Genomic DNA, 18,279 nt, shown 5'->3' on the forward strand with positions numbered 1-18,279 from the left:
CTATAGCGGAATAAATTCTTTATCGTCACCAGGGATTTTTGGGAAACGTTGAGTTTGCCAGTCTTGTTTTGCCTGCTCTAAGCGTTCTTTGCTATAAGCAACAAAGTTCCAATGCAAGTATGGGACTTTTTCAAATTTATCGCCACCGAGCAAAATAAAGCGTGCATCACTGGCAAAGTGAATATCAGTATCGAGGTTATCAAGTAGGATAAAATCACCTGCTTGATAATCCTGTTGACCCACGGTAACGCTTCCATAAATAACATATAACGCGGTTTCTTGCTGTGGGTTAGGCGACTTAATTTGACTATTGGCGCTGCCAACCACATCAATATAAAACATGGGGGAGTAGGTTTTAACTGGGGAGCTTAATCCGTAAGCTTCACCAACAATTAAGCGCATCATGATACCTTCATGAATTATGTGTGGTAGTTGCTGTTTTTTTATATGGGTGAATGAAGGCTCAATCTCAGTCATATTTTCTGGTAGCGCAATCCAGCATTGTAAGCCGTCAATATGATGCGGGTTAGCGCGCACTTCAAAGCTTTCTCGTTCTGAGTGAACAATGCCTTTACCTGCCGTCATCCAGTTCACATCGCCTGGGTGGATTTCTAAATTATTACCTAGCGAGTCGCGATGTAAAATGCTGCCGCGAAATAAATAAGTGAGTGTTGATAAGCCTATGTGCGGGTGAGGGCGAACATTGATCCCTTGGCCAACAGGAAAATCGTTTGGTCCCATGTGATCAAAAAAGATAAATGGTCCCACCATTTTTTTATCAAAATTAGGCAGTACGCGCTTTACGTTTAAGCCACCAATATCATGTTCAGTTGGGTTGAGTATTTTAGCCATGTTTTGCTCCTTAAAGGTGACCAAGCAGAGTCACGTTGATTCGATTAATTGAATACATAAGTTATAGCCCTAACAATAGATGATCACTTAATTTCGAGTGTCACTATTGATGCTTGATTAATAATATACTCAGGTTAAAAGAACGAAAATTAGTAAAAATAGGCATTAACATTCTTTTTTAAAGAATTTTAATGGTGTGTTGTATGGCACTAAAAGGAGCTTTATGCGTAGTAAACAGTGCTTACTATTACTTGTTGATGTTTTTAATGCAAAATACCGCAGGTAGGGAAACTAGCGACGACACATTTACGCTCATCAAGCATTGCGATAAGACGCTGAGGGTATTTGCGATTAGCAAAACATAGCAGTTGTTGTGATCACACGACCGACAACACAAAATTAGACAGTAAAAAACGGCCAATTACTTGGCCGTTTTACATCAAGAGTTAGTTAAGTTTTACTGGGCCGTTGATATTATCGATGCTCAAATCACCAGAGCCAGCGTCAATGATGGTGAGACCTTTACTGTCGTTAACACGAATACTGCCTGAGCCATCCTCAATGGTGACTAGGCCATTTACATGTTCAACATAAATATCACCCGATTCATCTTCAATGGTGATGTAACTGCCTAGAGTTTTGGCATTGATGCTGCCAGAGTTATCGTCAATATCTACGCTGCCAGTGATATTAGTAAGGGTTATATCACCCGAATCATCTTCAATAGTCATATTGCCAGCAACGTTACGTGCAGTAATACTGCCAGAGTCATCACTGATCTCTACATTACCAGTAATATTTTGCAGATCGATATCCCCTGAATCATCGTCAATTGTGACGTGATGACCTTGATCAATACGAATGCTCCCTGAGTCGTCATCTATAATGATATTACCTAGTACACCAGCAATATCTATATCGCCAGAGTCATCGTCAATCTCAAGGTTAAATGAGCTTGGCACAGTAATAACTAAATCAATACTGGGTGAATTACCTTGATATACCACTATTCCTGATGAACTATAATTTTTTGCTATAAGTACGGCTTTATCGCCTTTTTGTTCCAGAGTAAGTATGTAAGGGTCATCACTTTTTGCTGTATAAATAGTGGCATCTACGCTGATGTTAGTTGCTGTGGTTGAGCCGATCACTTTAAGTGAACCCGCCTCAGCATTAATACTTAGTTGCTGTAATTGTGACGCTGATATTGAGCGTTGCTGCTGTTGTTGTATATTGGCTGACGAGGTTGAAACATGCACAATACAGCCACTGAGAAACAATAGGCTAGTGGCAATAGGAAGGGCTTTGGCTAGCAAAGAAAGAGGTTTGTTGATCATTATTTATTTTCTCATTGTTAATTATATTTTACGATTTGCTAATTTATAGCAAAAACAAAGCCAAAATTTAATGATTTGTTTTTATTGGTTTTTATTTTTATTATCAGATAAGTATAGCGAATAAGTGGTCAAAAATACCAAATTTAGGGTTGTTCTTAATATTCTTTAGATTGGATCTGGAAGGTACGCTAAGCCACTTCAACACGCGTGAAGTGGCTTAGTTTTTTCTAATTATTACAAATGGTGATTATCGCTAAGTTTGGGGGCGACTGAGAGTAGTAAATAGCAGTACTTGAATAAGATGTATTGCGCACATTGTCTTCAACCACGGTTATTTCATATGTTGCAGTTACAGGGAGTGCAATATTTAGTGTGCTATCTAGATATGTGTTATTACTTTTTTGTAATATCAAAGGCTTGGTTTCATCATACTGAGCCTGAAAACTATTCGACGTTAAAATAGTATCGATCATTTTAAAGCGCAGATTTACGGTGTCGGGTCCAGTAAAATCAGGACAGACGAATACAGAGACTTCTACATCTTGAAAAACCGGTAGGCTTGTTTGATTAATATTAATGATAAAATCATTTTGTGTTATCGCTGCTGAACTATACTCGCTAGTTGCCAGTCTTTCATCTGCTGTAGAAATACTAACAGTTGCGCCCTGTTCAACACTAACTATTGCCTCAAAGAAGCCGCTGCTATTTGTAGTATGCTGCTTACCATTTATCATCAGTATAGCGTTATTGATACCAACTTTAGCTACGTTGGTAATTTGTCCTTTAACTATGCCTGTTAGTAAAGCGGAATCGGTAGCAGAGATCGCAAACTCCATTACAGCTGCATTGCCCTCAGCATCAGTAACAGTAACAGTGACATTATAGCTACCTATAATATCAGGGGTAAATTCAGCGACGCCATCTTTTATGTTTACCAGTGCTGCATTTGACTCATTAGGCTTGGTAAGCCCCCAAGTATAATTAAGATTGGTCTCTTCAGGGTCGTAACTTTGGCTAACATCAAATGTTACTATATTACCAACAAAAGCCTGACGTAATTGTTCGCCTTTAGAAATAATGACTGGCTTTGCATTGTCTCTAACTATGATAGTGATTGTTTGCGTATCGGAGTCTTTATTACCATCATTGGTACGTAACGAAATAACAAAACTTCCTGCACCTGATGCTTTAAAGTAAGGTTTAGCAACGTCTGTGTTAGAAAGCGTAGCACGTCCTAATGGCGATAAAATTTCCCACTGGTAGGTAAGCTCTTTGCCTTCAGGATCTGTGCTTTGTGAGCCATCAAGTTGAATTTCTTCATCGACTAAAATAGGTGCTACATCAGCAATAATCGCTGTTGGTTTTGCATTGGCTTGAGCGTGAAGAACGCTTATTACTTGCTCAGAATTAAGCTGTCCGTCTGATACGATTAATGTGATCACATAATCACCTTCAATATCAGCACTGATAGAAGGGGTTGCTGTCGTACCTTGGATTAGCTGCGCTTTACTATTCTCAGGTCTGCTTTTTATCTGCCAAAGGTAGCTTAAGGGTTGCCCTTCAGGATCGTTGCATTGTTCGCATTGCAGAGTAATAGTTTCAGCTAAGTTAATGTTTCTCTCAGCTACAAGTTGTGCAATAGGAGCTTGATTTGCTATCTCTACAGTTAAAGTAACTGTGGCGGTATCAGTTTCACCATATTGATCTTTAACTGTTAGTGAGAGCGTGTACTCACCGAGGTCTAAAGAAGAGAAGCCTGCGGTATTGCTTAAGTTATCAGTGAGTGTCGGGTTGCTATCGGCAGGTTGTGCGGTAATAGTCCACAGATAACTTAGTGTATCACCTTGATCAGGGTCACTGCTTTGCTTGCCATCTAATGTGACTATGCTGCGAGGAGCGACGGTTTTATTTTGTACTTTAATAACCGCTTGAGGAGCTGAATTTTCGTATAAAGATTCACTTTTTATCATTACCTCGTTGCTTGCTGTTTCCCCCAGTGAATTAGTAATGGTTAGCTTTATTGCGTAAGCACCTGTTTTATCTGCAATGAATTTGCTGGTAACGCTATTATTATTTTCTATGATTGCATTGCTGGTAAGAGGCTTTGCCGTAAACTGCCATAAGTATTTATTTATTACACCGTTAGATGTGCTACTTAGCGCACCATTTAATGCAACCACATCACCTTGTTTTACTGTTTGAGTAAGTCCTGCATGAGCAATTAATTGCGTTGGATCGGCTTTAATTTCAATTAATTTTTCAACTGGGGCGCTCGAAAGTTTGCCATCGCTCACAACTAAAATTAGTTTATAACTCTTTGCTTCAGCAAGTGATACTTCAACTTTATTTTCATTATCAACAGCAAGAGCGATCTCATTTTGTCCGTCTGCAGTGGTTAAGCGCCATTTATAAACTAATGAATCGCCGTCGGGATCGCTGCTTTTTGTACCGCTAAATGTTAGCGCGGTATTTACCCGCATTTCACCGGTTGGTGCACTGATCATGGCAACGGGTTTATTGTTAGTGACTTTATTGGTTGGTTTTTTTTCTGAGTCACCACCTCCTGAGCCACAGGCTGTGAGAGTTAGGATCAAAGCTAGCTGGATTAAAAAACTCCATTTCATATTACTTTCCTTGTTGTTGGTTTTGTTGTGTTTAGTGGTACTGTAAAGCTAAGCCTGTAGTGCTTGCTATTAAATTTAAATGAGGATTATTTCTGGTTTGAATTAGATTGGTATAAAGTCCATTTTTCATAATATTTATTTCCGTTAAATATTTTATAGTTATGTTAATTTAATTGTTTATAATATGAACCCAAAAGAGGGAAAATAAAAGAATTAAATTCAAATTTTAGAAAAATTTTGGCGCTAAGTTGTTTATGTGTTTATTTCGAGTTGTAGGCCAAGCTAAGTTACTTGGCCTTTATTTTTAATGAGGGGTTTTATTCAGGTGCTACATCTAAGGTAGTAAATAATGAATAACGTACGCTATCGATACCTTTTTCAGTTGAACCTTCGCTCACACTTGCTTCAATAAGGTATAGTCCAGGGTGTTGCCATGTGTTAGTGAAAAAGCCGTTTTTATCTGTGGTTACTTTAACTTCGCCACGTTCGTTACGATAACGTGTATCACCTTTTAAGATGGCAAGTTCTATGTTGGCAGCAGGTTTACCGTCTTTTAATAACTGAAAACGCGCCTCTTCACCAACAAATAAATCATTAGGATGAGTCGGGCCGCTGATCTCTAAGCCTTGACCAAGTAGCGCAGGTTTTGAGGTGCCGTTGCGGCTTACAAATGTATCTACCGTTGCAATCGATTTTGTGGTTTTAATATCGGTTGCATCAGCTGGGATATCTTTACTGTCTTTAGGGCCAAATACACGGCCACGTTCGCCTTTGGCATCTTTATAAAAAGTCATTAGTCGTGGTTCTTGGCTCATCGTTATATGATAAGTACCTTCCCCAGCTAGTTTTACCGCCGCTGAATTTTTACGTTGCAGATAATATGCACGAATTTTATCGCTAACTGGTTTGCCATCAGGGCCGATTGCCATAATCAGATTATCATCATATTCCGCGCCTTTTTGTGCTGGACGATATGCTTTATCTGGTGCGAAAATTTCATTCGAAATACTGGCATCGATCATCACATAATGTGCTTTGTCGCCTGAAAGAGATGTGTGCGAAGGCACTAACCAGCGAGCATGTGCATTGGCATAGCTAGATGCTAGGGCAGTGAAAGTAAGTGCGCCGATAAATGCGCTTTTAAGTAAATTGATTTTCATAGTCTTTCCTTATTTAAATTGTTTTAGCAGCTACATTTACTGACTTTTAATGGTGACGAAGCTTTGTGAAAATTCATTGGTGCCATCGATGGTGATCTTGCCGTCTTTATTTAGATCAAGTTCTACACGGGTGTAATCACGGCCACCTTCTTCGCGAACGACTTCTAAATTAAGTAAATACTTGCCTGCAGTTACGGCTTTGCCATCTAGATCTGTGCCATTCCAGTTAATGGTGTAAGTACCTGGGCGCTTTGTTGCACCTGTTACACCATCAAAGTTAGCGTCACTTTTTCCGGCTTTACGCCACCACTGGCGTAAGTCTTTAAACCATTCTGCTTTTTCAACCCATAAGGCAACCGTGGTTACATGCTTACGCTCTGGGGTTTCTAGCCAAACCGCGACATAAGGTCGATGGTAAGGTTGTACGTCTAGATCAGGTAGGGTTAGTTCTATTTCAAGTTCAGCGGCATTCGCATGAGGTTGAAACAAAGCTGCTGTAAATAAAACAACAGCGCTTATTAAGGTATTAAGTTTTAGCATTAAGACACTCCTTTTAGTTGCGGAACCCAGCATAAATAAATGACTGCTGGTGTTGCGACCCCAAGCACTGTTAGCCATATTCCTACTAAGCGTTTTTTTCTATTTTGAAATAAAATAATCATCCCGGTGATAGCAAAAAAAATCATTAACACGGCTGATATATCAATCACCCAGCTCCATGCTTCGCCGCTATGACGGCCTTTATGTAAATCGCCAATTAAGCTTAAAAAGCCGCCAGTTTGATATTCGAGATTCAGTTCGCCACTGATGAAATTAAGTTCTGCGAAGGCAAAACCTGCAGGCAGTGGGTAGTCGAGCATCACGAGTGCATCTTCTTTTTCCCAGTCGATACTTTTTACTTTAGTTAAGCCATATTGGTTGGCTAAGTAAGCTTCTATTTCAGGGTATAAAATGGGTAAGGTTGCTAGGTTTTCTTGGCCCTGCTCAAGTAATGCACTTGGGAGTGATGTGGTTAGTTGCCCATCACTTTTATCGCCTTCTAGCCAATCAACATGATTAAGTACAATCCCACTGACAGCAAATAAAATAAGCAAAAACAGCAATGCTGTTGATAGATAAATATGCAACGCACGACTGGTACTATATAAAGTTCGTTTATTTATTAACGGCATAAATAATTTAGTAGTTAAGCAATATTATCTACATGGTAATGATTTGCATTAGTTATCACAACATTATTTACGAAATTTACATTGGTAGGTATTTTGAAGGGCGAGAGAGTAAATAAATCATAACCGCTATTTCGATGCAGGCTACCAGCAGTAAAACCCACCACGGCGGTGCACAAAGCAGCAATACAATAAAGCCAAGTGACATACCAATACCCGCAAACCACTTCGCCTTTACGGGTACTACTTTGTACTTTTGCCAATGGCGTAAGGTTACGCCATAACGAGGATGATTGAGTAACCAAGCAGCGAGTTTTGGGGACGAGCGAGTAAAGCACGCTAATGCCAAAATGAAAAAAATAGTGGTGGGCATCACAGGTAAAACAATACCTATAATTCCCAGCCCAACCAAGGCTAGTCCTAATAGTTGATAGCCAATACTTTTATAAGTGGCTAAAATTACTTTTAAATTCATGAATAGACTTGTGCCTGATAAAGTTGAAAACGGCTAAATGCTTGGCAAGCAACGTTAAACAATATGCTGCTAGTTTACTCAGCATTGTCAGTTAATTGTACTCGATGACGTTATACTCTGCCACGTTCAGCGCCTCAGCTTGCGATTCAGCCTGATGCCGCTGTTCTTTTTATATCCTATTATGAGTTGATGGGAATGTAATTGCTTGCAGTCATTGCTTACAGCGTTATGACGGATGAGTTTATGAGGGGGTAACCTCTTAAGACTAACCCCCCTAATTACAGGCTGACTTTAAAGATTAAAAGTAATAGCCAATATTAATATTAAATCGACGCTCGGTTTCATTACTATCACCGGCAACAGAGCCACCTACAAATGCTTGATTGCGGGCATGAACTAAATCAAAGTAAGTGAACAAGCCGCCAGCCGCGACGGATACCCCGGTAACATTCATCCAAGTATCGGCAGTGTCATCAGACTTGTTATAGATCGCGCTGTAATCATTATAAAATTGCAGGTTGCTTACTGGACCCCATTCAACCGGTACGCTGTAAGCGACATTAAAGCTACTGGTGGTTGCATCGGTCGCAATAGAGTCATAAAACCCATATGCGCCAACCGCGATACGATTAGTGTCATCGATATTGTAGTCATATTCGCCATGCTGTAGCTGAATATTCCAATTATTGATAACGCTGTTTACATGCAGTGCCCATGCGTTGTAACTTCCTGCGCGGTCTTGGCCGTCATGTAAGCCACCGGCCAAGCCTGATATTCCGACTTCTGTGGTCATGCCTTTGCCGTGTTCAAAGTAATAGGCGTAGCGGCCGGCAAAGGTATTATACTCACCAAGCCCTTTGCTCGGTTCGGCATAAATACCCTCGTCGACGGTGCGACTACCAACAATATCGTACGAATAGCGATGGCTGCGATCTTCAACATAACCATCGACACCACCGAGTTCGTCATTTTTGAAAAAACCTAAATCGAGCTGCCAGTTATCAGCTACTTTACGTTTAAACATCACGCCTAAATCATGATCGTCTTCTAAACCAACGTAGTAGTTTGCACTAAAGAAATAGTTATGGGAGTTATAAGGATCATTACCAAACGGCACTTTTGTGATACCTACTTGCACTTGCCAGTCGTCAGTAAATTGATAGCCTGCCCATGCTGATTTTATTGCGGTCATGTAATCAAAAAAGCGGATCTCTCCGCCGATCAGCACTCCACCAATATCGCCAGAAACATTTAAACGGAAAATATCAAAATCAAAATCGCCACCACGGTTTTTATTGCCGTCATCATATGAGGTGTGACTGTAGTTAGTACGAATTGCACCACCAAATTTAACTCCGGATAGGGCTGTTTCGGTATTATCTTGAGTTTGCTTTGCGATAGTCTTGGTCTGTTCTTCAAGCTGTTGATTAACTTTAGCTTGTTTTGCTTTTTCAGCCGCAAGCTGCTGTTGCAGTTGCTGCATCTGTTGTTGGAGTTGAGAAAGTTGAGCTTGCATAGCATCAATGTCTGAAGCATATGAGGCGCTGCTTGTTGCGCCTAGCATAGTCGCGAAAGCTAACTTTGATAGTTTAAGCATGATAAATCGCTATTCTTGATATAGGTCTGTATAGAATAGACTAATTGTACCTTTAACCCAAGTTAACTAACCATGCGTTCTAGGGTAATCATTTGTTTAATATGATTTTATAAACTATTTATTCGGTGGGTTTGCCTTCAGCGGCGCGGGTCAGCACACCAACTTCTAATAAAGGAGCTGCATCTATACTTTGAGCATCCATCATAGTAGCAATACGCTGCATTGATGATAGTAGCTGGCTTTGTTCCCACTCGTCTAAGGCTGAGAACTTTTCAATAAAGTGTTCTTGTAACGGTTGTGGTGCTGCTTGCAGAATCGTTTGACCATTTGCAGTGAGGTAAAGACTCACTCGACGTTTGTCTAATTGGCTGCGAACACGCGTCACTAAATCGCGGTTTTCTAAGCGATCCAAGATATTAGTTACAGTTGCAGGACTCAGGTTTACATTTTGGGCAATGCGACTGGCTGTAATACCATCAGTTTGTGCTACTTCAGTCATAATTAATAGCTGCGGACCGGTAAGGCCGGAGATTTTATTTAACTGCTTAGAATGGAGGTCGATCGCGCGGATCACTTTACGTAAAGAAACCAATAATTCGTCATATTTTTTCATTTTTATCTCATTCGCAGATGGTTTGCGGTCAAGGCGCTCGCGCAATCAATAAATATTACACATCTAATAAATAGAGTTCAAATAGATAAGGTCGATTTATACTGTATTATTGGCTTTACACAGATCTGTGGCTGTTTTTTATTTGTTTTGAGTTGAAATTAAATTTAGTTCATTTGCATATTATTTAATTAAACGTTTTTGGTGCTGAGCTTACCTATAAGTCATGACAGAGTGAAAAATTGTAAATTTGACATAAAAACTCACTAAATAATATTTACTAATTGGTTGGGGATTGGGTAAGGTGAGATAGGTTTTTCATTTTTATGGGACGTATAATGAAGTTATCTCCATCTGTAAGCATCGAACAAACTGACACTGGTTTAGAATATATCAATGTTGCAAGCGAGCTTTGTAGCGCTAAAATTTTTCTACAAGGTGCACAACTCACTGAATTCACGCCAAGTGGCAAAAAGCCATTAATTTGGGTATCAAGCGAAGAAGATTACCAAGAAGGTAAAAGTATACGTGGTGGCATTCCTATTTGTTGGCCATGGTTTGGTGTCAATCCAAATCCTGAGTGGCCAATTCACGGTGTAGCACGTACGAGCTTATGGCGAGCAGATGAAGTTGCAGAGCAAGACGATGAAATTCGAGTTAGCTTAACCTTGCCAATGGCACAAGTTGATGAAACCTACTGGCCACACAAATCAAAGCTAAAGGTTGAATTTATACTAACTAATCAGCTTGAAGTGCGTTTAACAACCACTAATTTAAGTAACCAAACTATTACTTTCACGCAAGCGCTGCACACTTATTTTCCAACCCCTGCTATTGAAGAAACTCAAGTGGATGGGCTGCAAGGTTCCAAATATATTGAGTTTAGCGAAGGCCCGTTTGATCAAGATGGACTGGTTGGTTTTGCTCGTGAAACAGATATGGTTTATACCCAAGCCGCAGTTATCCAGCGTATTATTACCCCGGATGGAATTATTGAAGTCGGCCGTGAAAACTCCAGCTCTTGTGTGCTGTGGAACCCGTGGATTGATAAGTCTAAGCGTTTATCTAATTTTGCTGATGATGAATACCATACAATGTTGTGCCTTGAAGCGGCAAATGTAATGGATGATAGTGCGATTGTAGCGCCAGGCGAAAGTCATACCTTAGCGACGACCATTCGCTGGGTGTAATATAGGGCCGCAACTTTGCTATAAATCAAAGCCAACGTATCAAATCGTTGGCTTGTTAAGGAAAAAAAGTGTTCGAAAACCACCAACTGGACGTCTTACCCCAACATCAACAAATAGTATATAAGCCACTGGCAGATAAAGCGTTGCTGCACGCTCAGCTTAACTGGCTGCTGTTTTATCTACCATTAACTGCAATATTAGGCGCTGTTTGCTTTTTTAATCAGGAGTTTGCAGCACTGGCACAAACGAGCTTACTGATTGGTTTACCAATTATTTTAGCTTTATCGCTAGCTTATAACGTTGTCAGTATGCGACTTAAAGGAATTGCTATGCGTGAGCATGATATAGCTTATCGCAAAGGCGTTATTTGGCAGCAGGTGACGATTTTACCTTTCTCACGAGTGCAGCACACAGAAATACATCGTGGCCCTTTGGAGCGAAAACTGGGCTTGGCTAGCTTGCGTTTGTATAGTGCTGGCGGAATGAGCGCCGATCTCAACATTAGTGGCTTAAGTCATGATGATTGTAAAAATATCCGTCAGTATATTCAAAAGTACACTGAAGCAAAACAAGTATCTAACAATACCAGCAATCAAGCCGGTGATAGTGTATTAGCTACTGATGAGTCGTTAAATGGATAATTTGAAATGGCAGCGTGTTTCGTCTTGGTCACTGGTTTATTTTATCGTGCATTTTGCTTTCCGATTTGTCAAAGACGGTGTATTTAACTTACTACCTATTATGGTTGTGTTTGTTACGCAAGTTGAAAATAAGTGGTTTTGGGGGCAAGTTGCATTAGCGGTAGCGATTATTAGCTTGTTAATTTATTCATTTTTTTACTATATTAATTTTCGCTTTTGCATTACTGATGAGCATGAAATATTACTTAATAAAGGGGTGTTTAAAAAAGAGCGTTTAACCTTGAACTTTTTGCGAGTGCAGAATGTTAATATTGCCGAACCGTTTTATTTTAAGCCTCTGGGTTTGGTTAACTGTATTTTTGATGCCGCTGGCAGCACTAGCCAAGAGGCTGTATTACCCGGGGTTACATCGCTATATGCAGAGCAAATGCGCGAGCGAGTATTGGCTTATAAAGAAACCCAACAACAAACTGCAGCTAAGCAGCAACCTGAAGATACACATACCAACGAACCACAACAATGTTTGCTGCTGAGCAATAAAGAAGTTGCAAAATTTGGCTTGATGTCGAATATGGCTATTTTGGCATTAGCAGCGCTTGCACCTTTTATGAATGTTGTGCTGGAGTTTTTAGAAAAAGCGGTGATCAATCGCCTAGAATCATTCTATCAGCAAGAAGTGGGCGTGTTGGTTGATGCTGCAGCACTCGCTGTGTTTTCAATACTTGTGCTTGTTGTGTTGGTTGCCGTTTTATTATCGGTATTAATGTCATTAATCCGCTTTTATAATTTTCAGCTTTACTTTCAGGCCGGAAAATTTAAACGCATTGCTGGATTATTAGAGCGTCATCAGTTGTCGGTGAGTCTTGATAAAGTACAATCGCTGCTGATTAAGCAAAACCTAATTGCACGACTACTTAAACGTTATACCGTGCAGTGCTTGCAAGCAACCAGCGGCGGCTTTAGCGCGGGCGCAAAGAGCAAACAAAGCTTAGTGATGCCAGTGCTTTCACTTGAGCAAGTAAAACAAGTTTGTCAGTGGGTACATCCTTGGCTTAATTTAACCAGTGATGATTTTAAAGCACTCAACTTTAAAGGTGTCGAAAAAGCGTTACTGATCAAAAATCTATGCTTTTATGCTTTGTTACCGAGCGCTTTAATTGCATTTATGGGCTATGCAGGACAAGGTTACAGCCCGGTATATGGCCTGCTTTGTGCTGTATTACTAAGTTCCTTGGTGTACTTATCATATCGACGATACGGTTATTATTTTTATCAATATCAAGGGCGATATTACGCAGTGTTTCGCAGTGGCATGATAAGTGTGCATTATCGAGTGTTTGAACTATATAAAGCGCAAAGCACGCGCGCAGTAAGCACTTATTTTATGCGAAAAAGTGGTTTGAAGAGCTTGTCTATACAACTCGCTGCGGGCACAGCGACTATGCCTTATATCAAAGCAGAGCAAGCCGATGAAATTATCGACTTTATTCTCTGCCAAGCTGAATCTGATCAACGAAGTTGGATGTAATTCACCGCTTTCAAGTTCTTAGGATGGTATTTTATTAGGTTATAAAGCGTAATAGCGGTAACTCACGTTTTCTTACATTTTTATGCTCTCTTTTTAGACTAAGTTATGACAATAATGGGTTTAAAATAAGAGATCAGGGAACATGATGAAAAAAACCTTACTCGCTACTTCGTTATTATTAGCCACACATACACAGGCCGCCGTGCAATGGCAAACTATTCATACCGAACACTTTAATGTTCATTACAGTCAAGAAAATGCAGATTGGGCACGCTCTGCGGCCAATGAATTAGAAATCGTCCGCAGCAAAGTGCTTGAGCAACAAAACCGTGCTTTAGATGAAGCGGTTGATGTGGTGGTGTTTGATCCACTCAATGCCGCTAATGGTTTTGCATTACCGGTTTCAAATAAGCCATTGATGGCGCTTTTTACTACACCACCGCAGTCAGATACAGTGATCTCAAATAATAGTGGTTGGCAGCAATTACTGGTACTGCACGAATATATTCATCTAGTGCATTTAGCACAACCTACCCGCAGTAAATGGCGTCAAGAGCTCAGGAATATTTGGGATTTATACGATATAAAACACAGCGAGATGCCTCGCTGGGTGGCAGAGGGTTACGCAACATTACTTGAATCGAAAATGACGGGGCGTGGTCGGTTATTTGATAACTACAGCGAGGCGATTTTAATCGAATTTGCTCAGCAAGGTGCATTGCCCCGCTATGATCAGTTGAATAGTACAGATGGTGGCTTTATGGCTGGCTCTATGGCGTATTTAATGGGCGCCCGATTTTTAGCTTGGCTAGAGAAAAACTATTCAGAGCAAACCCTTGATGCTGTTTGGACGCGTATGCAAGGGGTTAAGCAACGCGAATTTGATGACGCATTCGAAGGGGTCTTTGGTGACTCTGCGAGTAAGTTGTATCGACGTTTTATTGCTGAGTATACCTATCAAGCAATGAGTAAAGAAAGAAGTGAACAGTCACTTACTAGTGAGCTTTGGTTGGCGTTAGATCACTATGCTAGTGGTCCTGCTTTATCACCAAATAGCGAGCAACTTGCAGTGGTGGAGCGTGATCAAGACTGCAAGACTCAGTTAAAACTCTACAGTACTGAGGATAACCTCAAAGCTGCAGAAGAGTTTAACCAAGAGCAACAAGAGCTACTCGCTGATGATCCTAAAGATGTTGCTGATAAACCACCCAAGGTGTTTCAACGTAAGCAAAAGCAAGTCTTGAATCAAATCAACCGTGCGGGTATTCAAAACCCACAATGGCTAAATGACGACGTGTTGTATTTTTCAGCCTACAGCAACGTAGATAATATTGATAATCAGCGTATATCAGATATATTTAGCTGGGATACGCAAACCGGTGAAGTTACCAAACTAACTGATTTAGCTGGCCTGCGGCGCTTTAGTATTGCAGATAATGGGCAAACACTTTATGGAGAACAGGTTAAAGGAGGTTACTCAGAGTTAGTGCGAGTTGATTTACAAACCGGTCAAGCTCAACCATTATTCGAAAAAAGTCTAGCAACGGTTTACGATTATCCTGTAGTTAGCCCCGATCAACAGCAACTCGCCTTTCTTAAAACTGAGTTTAATCATAATTGGCAATTGTATATACAAGATATTGATGGACAAAAATCAATTGCTGTACCAATGCCTAAGGGATATCAATACTTATCACAACCAAGTTGGAGTGCGGATGGCAAGCAGCTTTATTTTGTTGCAGGATTAGCTCAGGCAACGGATATCTACCGTTATGATTTAACTACACAACGTTTGTTCAAGCTGACTCAAGGTCAACAAGCGGTTGCTAATCCACTCGCATTATCTGACGGGGATTTACTGTATTTTTCAATCAGTAGTGATGGCCCTGACATTATGCAGCTACAGGTAAATAATAACGAAGAAGAAATCACCGATTTTGCAACTAACAGTATTGCGCCTTTGTTGCTTGTGAATGAGCACACCTTGCCAAAAGCTCAAATATATCAACAACCCATTGGTGAGCAAACGCACTACGATATTTGGCAGCAAAAAGCCACTTTTGCGTTAGGTGAACAATATCATTCAGCCTCTGCGGCATTATTTTCAGCGAGTATTAAAGGCAGCGATTTACTCAAGCAATTAGATTGGCAGCTGGGCTACAGTGTTGATTTACATGACACTGCACTGCAAGGCATTTATGCCCAAGCACGTTACAGTGCGCTTGCAATCAAGTTTGACAGCCAGTTATTTTCTTATGATTTGAATGCTAGCAAGCAATATCAGCATGGCCTGTTGGCTGATCAGTCAGTGCAAGGCGGCTATATTGCTGCCAGCCTGCCACTGAGCTTTGGAGAGTTTAAAGTACAGCCAGAACTGGCTTATAACTACTCAGAGATAGATGATGCAAATATCAAGCAAGAGCAGAGTTCACAGTGGCTTAGAGTCGGCTTGAAGCAATCTTGGAGCTATGACAGACAAGATTATGCCATTGGCCAAGCGATTGATGCGCGTTGGTATAGTGGCGATAGCGACACGCAGAATTGGCAGGGCTATGATGTTGCTGCGCAGCTATTTGGTAAAGCGCTGGCAATCCCGATGTATGCTAATTATAGCCAGCAATATAGAGATGATAGTGAGTTGCGATTAGGTGGTTTTAGCTCTTCGTTGTTATCAAAAAATATTCGCAGTGACCTTGTTTTTGCACCTGAACTGCCCTTTTACAGCGCTATTGGCAAACGCTATCAAGGTTATGGTGGAGGTATTAGCTGGGCAGAAGGCATGCCATGGTTGTACTATCAACAGCATCAGATTGACCAACAGGTATACGGGCAAAGCTATGGTGTGAAATGGCAAGGCCCCTTTAGTTTTGGCTTAGGCCCTGCAGGCCTCAATGATGTGAAACTTGATTTTGGCCTAGTCAGAGTCGAAGGCGACAGCTTTGATGATGAGCTTAGAGGCTGGCTCGGGTTTTATTATTCGTTGTAAATTAATGGAGGCTCCAAGGAGCCTCTTCTATCGCTTTGTCTAAGTTAAGTATTTAATGCTGTCGCTGTTCGCCTTTGCTCGCGATTTCTTTGTGATTGTTTTTTACGGTTACGGCGGCTAAGCCACAAGTAAAAACCAGTGCCTGCAAGCCATACTGGGCTTAGGCCAATCACGCACCATAAGATTTTACTGAGTAAACCGGCAAAATAACCAAAGTGTAATTTTCTAAAGCTATCAATTACTTTCCAACCAATGCCGACTTCGCGAATATCCCAGTTAGCTATATGTTCACCGGTTTTTTTATCATAAGTAATGGTGTTGGCGTATTCGCTTGCCAGTGGATTGTTGCTATCAACTTCACCAAATAGCGTAATGTTTTCGTCAGGCTCCAGTGGCATAACTAAAAAAGTACCATTAAATGTCGGGATTTGTTTTTTGCTATCATCCAGAATGGCTTGAAAGTTAATGGTATCGCTATGTAAGTTTTTGGTGAGTATAAAATGCTGTTCTTCTGCGTGTTCGACTACTTCGTGATACCACACAGCCCAATTAAAGTAGCCGCCAGTGATCGCCAAAATTAAAATAATGGGTGAGCCAAGTACCCCTGTCATTTTATGAATATCGCTTAGTACAATTTGCAGCGTCGCCTTGAAGCGTACTGAAAATAAACGTTGCCAAAATTTACGATAAATTATTAAGCCTGTAACGCCGAGGATAAATAGAAAGATTGCAAAAAAGAACCCAAGGACGGTGCCTGTTTGACCAGGTAGAGTTTTTAAATCGTTTAGCAAAAATGTGTAATGCAGTTCTAAAAACCAATCTGTGAAGTAGTGACTAGTGCTAACTGGCTGCGAGAGTATTTCGCCAGAATATTGATTGATATGAAATTTATACCAAGTGTCGGTACCGCGTTCGATTAAATAAACCCGATCAGCAGTATCATCATTAAATATTTCCCAACTACCTACTACATAGCTAGGAAATTCATGCTCAGCAACCGCTATTAATTTATCAATGGGTTTGCGTTCTGCGTGACTATCAACGACAAAGTGACTATCTGGCATGAGTAAGCCATCAATTTCACTTTTAAACACTAATACGCTGCCAGTTAGACTGATCACAATAAGTGGAATCAAAGCACAAAGCGCAATCCAACTGTGTATTTTAAAAAGTGTTTTTCTCATAAGGCAAAGAGTCGTCAAAATTAATTCGTTGCATGATAACAATTATCAATGTTATTTCAATTCTATGCGATGAGATGTTTGCTTACTAACGGCAAAGTGTCAGTCGAAACATGGAAACTGTAAGGTTAACTTGCCGCAGGAGTAGTGAGTTTATTTTGTACAAATGGTTGCTTGTTTTTATAGGACCTTTACAATGCCGCGCCTTACATAAAGCATATAAAAACAGTGGTTTACACTGACTTATTGTTTTGTTTATAAGTTGCTAACTTATTAATCAATTACTAACGAACGAGGTCTACTTTGGCGCATTACCTGCCTATTTTATCATCATTTATTTTAGTGTTTAGCTTTTTACCATTACTAAATAAAATTCGTAAAAACCGCAGTGTATCGGGGTTGTCATTATTAATGATGACCTTTGGGGTGGCGCAAAGTATTTATTTTATTGCATTTAATCTCTTTTTTGAACGTTACTACATGGTACTACCGTTTGTGGTGACCGGGTGTTTAAGTGGCTTAATCTTGTATTATTTTGCTCGATATAACGCCAAAACTAGAGAGCGAACTCAGTTGGCCGCTATGTTAGGTTTTTCACTATTACCGTTTTTACTGCTAGTAAACCCACAGCTAGAGACTGCTAATGTACTTACTTGGCTTACTTTTGTTGGCTTAATAATGAGTTCGGTGCGAGTCATGCCGCAAACCTATAAAACGCTGCGCAGCGGAGATATAAGCAACTTAAGTGCTCGTTATTTTAGCTTACAGTTTATTGCTGGTGTGTGTGGTTTATTTGCAGAATTAGCGATGGCAGCACCAAGTACTTCGCATCTTTTAACATTTGTGATGATCTTACTGACTAATGCTGCGCAACTTGGTTGTATTCAATATTATAAAATGCGCCCTGCAATAATATAGAATTGTTTGTT

The 18,279-nt window shown here is 40.3% G+C and carries 15 protein-coding genes; 5 read left to right on the forward strand and 10 right to left on the reverse strand.

Annotated features, from left to right (window positions below; all coding sequences use genetic code 11):
- The 9 genes from H5187_RS01905 to H5187_RS01945 all read right to left on the reverse strand — a co-directional run bounded on the left by H5187_RS01905 (position 1) and on the right by H5187_RS01945 (position 9,827).
- Complete coding sequence (locus tag H5187_RS01905; RefSeq protein ID WP_145240193.1) at positions 1-852, reverse strand: pirin family protein; 852 nt, start codon at positions 850-852, stop codon at positions 1-3.
- A gap of 446 nt (positions 853-1,298) precedes the next feature.
- Positions 1,299-2,189, reverse strand: a complete 891-nt coding sequence (locus tag H5187_RS01910) for a DUF4097 family beta strand repeat-containing protein (protein ID WP_145240195.1) — start codon at positions 2,187-2,189, stop codon at positions 1,299-1,301.
- Between the two features lie 227 nt (positions 2,190-2,416).
- On the reverse strand, positions 2,417-4,813 hold the full coding sequence (locus H5187_RS01915) for a PKD domain-containing protein (RefSeq protein ID WP_182767420.1): 2,397 nt from the start codon (positions 4,811-4,813) through the stop codon (positions 2,417-2,419).
- Positions 4,814-5,130: 317 nt separating this feature from the next.
- On the reverse strand, positions 5,131-5,973 hold the full coding sequence (locus tag H5187_RS01920; RefSeq protein ID WP_182717530.1) for a DUF4198 domain-containing protein: 843 nt from the start codon (positions 5,971-5,973) through the stop codon (positions 5,131-5,133).
- Between the two features lie 36 nt (positions 5,974-6,009).
- Positions 6,010-6,513, reverse strand: coding sequence for a DUF2271 domain-containing protein (locus H5187_RS01925; protein ID WP_182735003.1), 504 nt, complete (start codon positions 6,511-6,513; stop codon positions 6,010-6,012).
- Positions 6,513-7,145 carry a PepSY-associated TM helix domain-containing protein gene (locus H5187_RS01930; protein WP_149982265.1) on the reverse strand — a complete coding sequence of 211 codons (633 nt, stop codon included), beginning with the start codon at positions 7,143-7,145 and terminating at the stop codon, positions 6,513-6,515. Before H5187_RS01930 ends, H5187_RS01925 begins: the two co-directional genes overlap by 1 nt.
- A gap of 76 nt (positions 7,146-7,221) precedes the next feature.
- A complete protein-coding gene (locus H5187_RS01935) occupies positions 7,222-7,617 on the reverse strand; it encodes a YbaN family protein (protein WP_145240205.1) in 396 nt (131 codons plus the stop codon).
- A 298-nt stretch (positions 7,618-7,915) separates the two neighbouring features.
- Entirely contained in the window at positions 7,916-9,214 is a 1,299-nt protein-coding gene (locus tag H5187_RS01940; RefSeq protein WP_145240207.1) for a porin, read from the reverse strand.
- 118 nt (positions 9,215-9,332) lie between these two features.
- A complete protein-coding gene (locus tag H5187_RS01945) occupies positions 9,333-9,827 on the reverse strand; it encodes a MarR family winged helix-turn-helix transcriptional regulator (RefSeq protein ID WP_145240209.1) in 495 nt (164 codons plus the stop codon).
- Between the two features lie 335 nt (positions 9,828-10,162).
- Here H5187_RS01945 and H5187_RS01950 point away from each other — a divergent pair, with 335 nt between their 5' ends.
- The 4 genes from H5187_RS01950 (at position 10,163) to H5187_RS01965 (ending at position 16,169) form a co-directional block, all read left to right on the forward strand.
- Entirely contained in the window at positions 10,163-11,014 is an 852-nt protein-coding gene (locus tag H5187_RS01950; protein ID WP_182739467.1) for a D-hexose-6-phosphate mutarotase, read from the forward strand.
- Positions 11,015-11,082: 68 nt separating this feature from the next.
- Complete coding sequence (locus H5187_RS01955) at positions 11,083-11,655, forward strand: PH domain-containing protein (RefSeq protein ID WP_182739466.1); 573 nt, start codon at positions 11,083-11,085, stop codon at positions 11,653-11,655.
- Positions 11,648-13,183, forward strand: coding sequence for a PH domain-containing protein (locus H5187_RS01960; RefSeq protein WP_182739465.1), 1,536 nt, complete (start codon positions 11,648-11,650; stop codon positions 13,181-13,183). Before H5187_RS01955 ends, H5187_RS01960 begins: the two co-directional genes overlap by 8 nt.
- A 145-nt stretch (positions 13,184-13,328) precedes the next feature.
- Positions 13,329-16,169: a PD40 domain-containing protein gene (locus H5187_RS01965; protein ID WP_182797517.1), complete on the forward strand. Its 2,841-nt coding sequence runs from the start codon at positions 13,329-13,331 to the stop codon at positions 16,167-16,169.
- Between the two features lie 44 nt (positions 16,170-16,213).
- On the opposite strand, the gene H5187_RS01970 is transcribed toward H5187_RS01965, so the two are convergent.
- On the reverse strand, positions 16,214-17,353 hold the full coding sequence (locus H5187_RS01970) for a PepSY domain-containing protein (RefSeq protein WP_182739464.1): 1,140 nt from the start codon (positions 17,351-17,353) through the stop codon (positions 16,214-16,216).
- A 300-nt stretch (positions 17,354-17,653) separates the two neighbouring features.
- On the opposite strand from H5187_RS01970, the gene H5187_RS01975 reads away from it, so the two are divergent.
- Positions 17,654-18,268 (forward strand): PQ-loop repeat-containing protein, encoded by a 615-nt coding sequence (locus H5187_RS01975; protein ID WP_149982258.1) that lies wholly within the window; start codon positions 17,654-17,656, stop codon positions 18,266-18,268.
- Positions 18,269-18,279: the final 11 nt, after the last annotated feature.

The sequence above is a fragment of the Pseudoalteromonas sp. SG44-1 genome (genome assembly GCF_014164315.1).
In the GTDB taxonomy this organism is placed as follows: domain Bacteria; phylum Pseudomonadota; class Gammaproteobacteria; order Enterobacterales; family Alteromonadaceae; genus Pseudoalteromonas; species Pseudoalteromonas rhizosphaerae.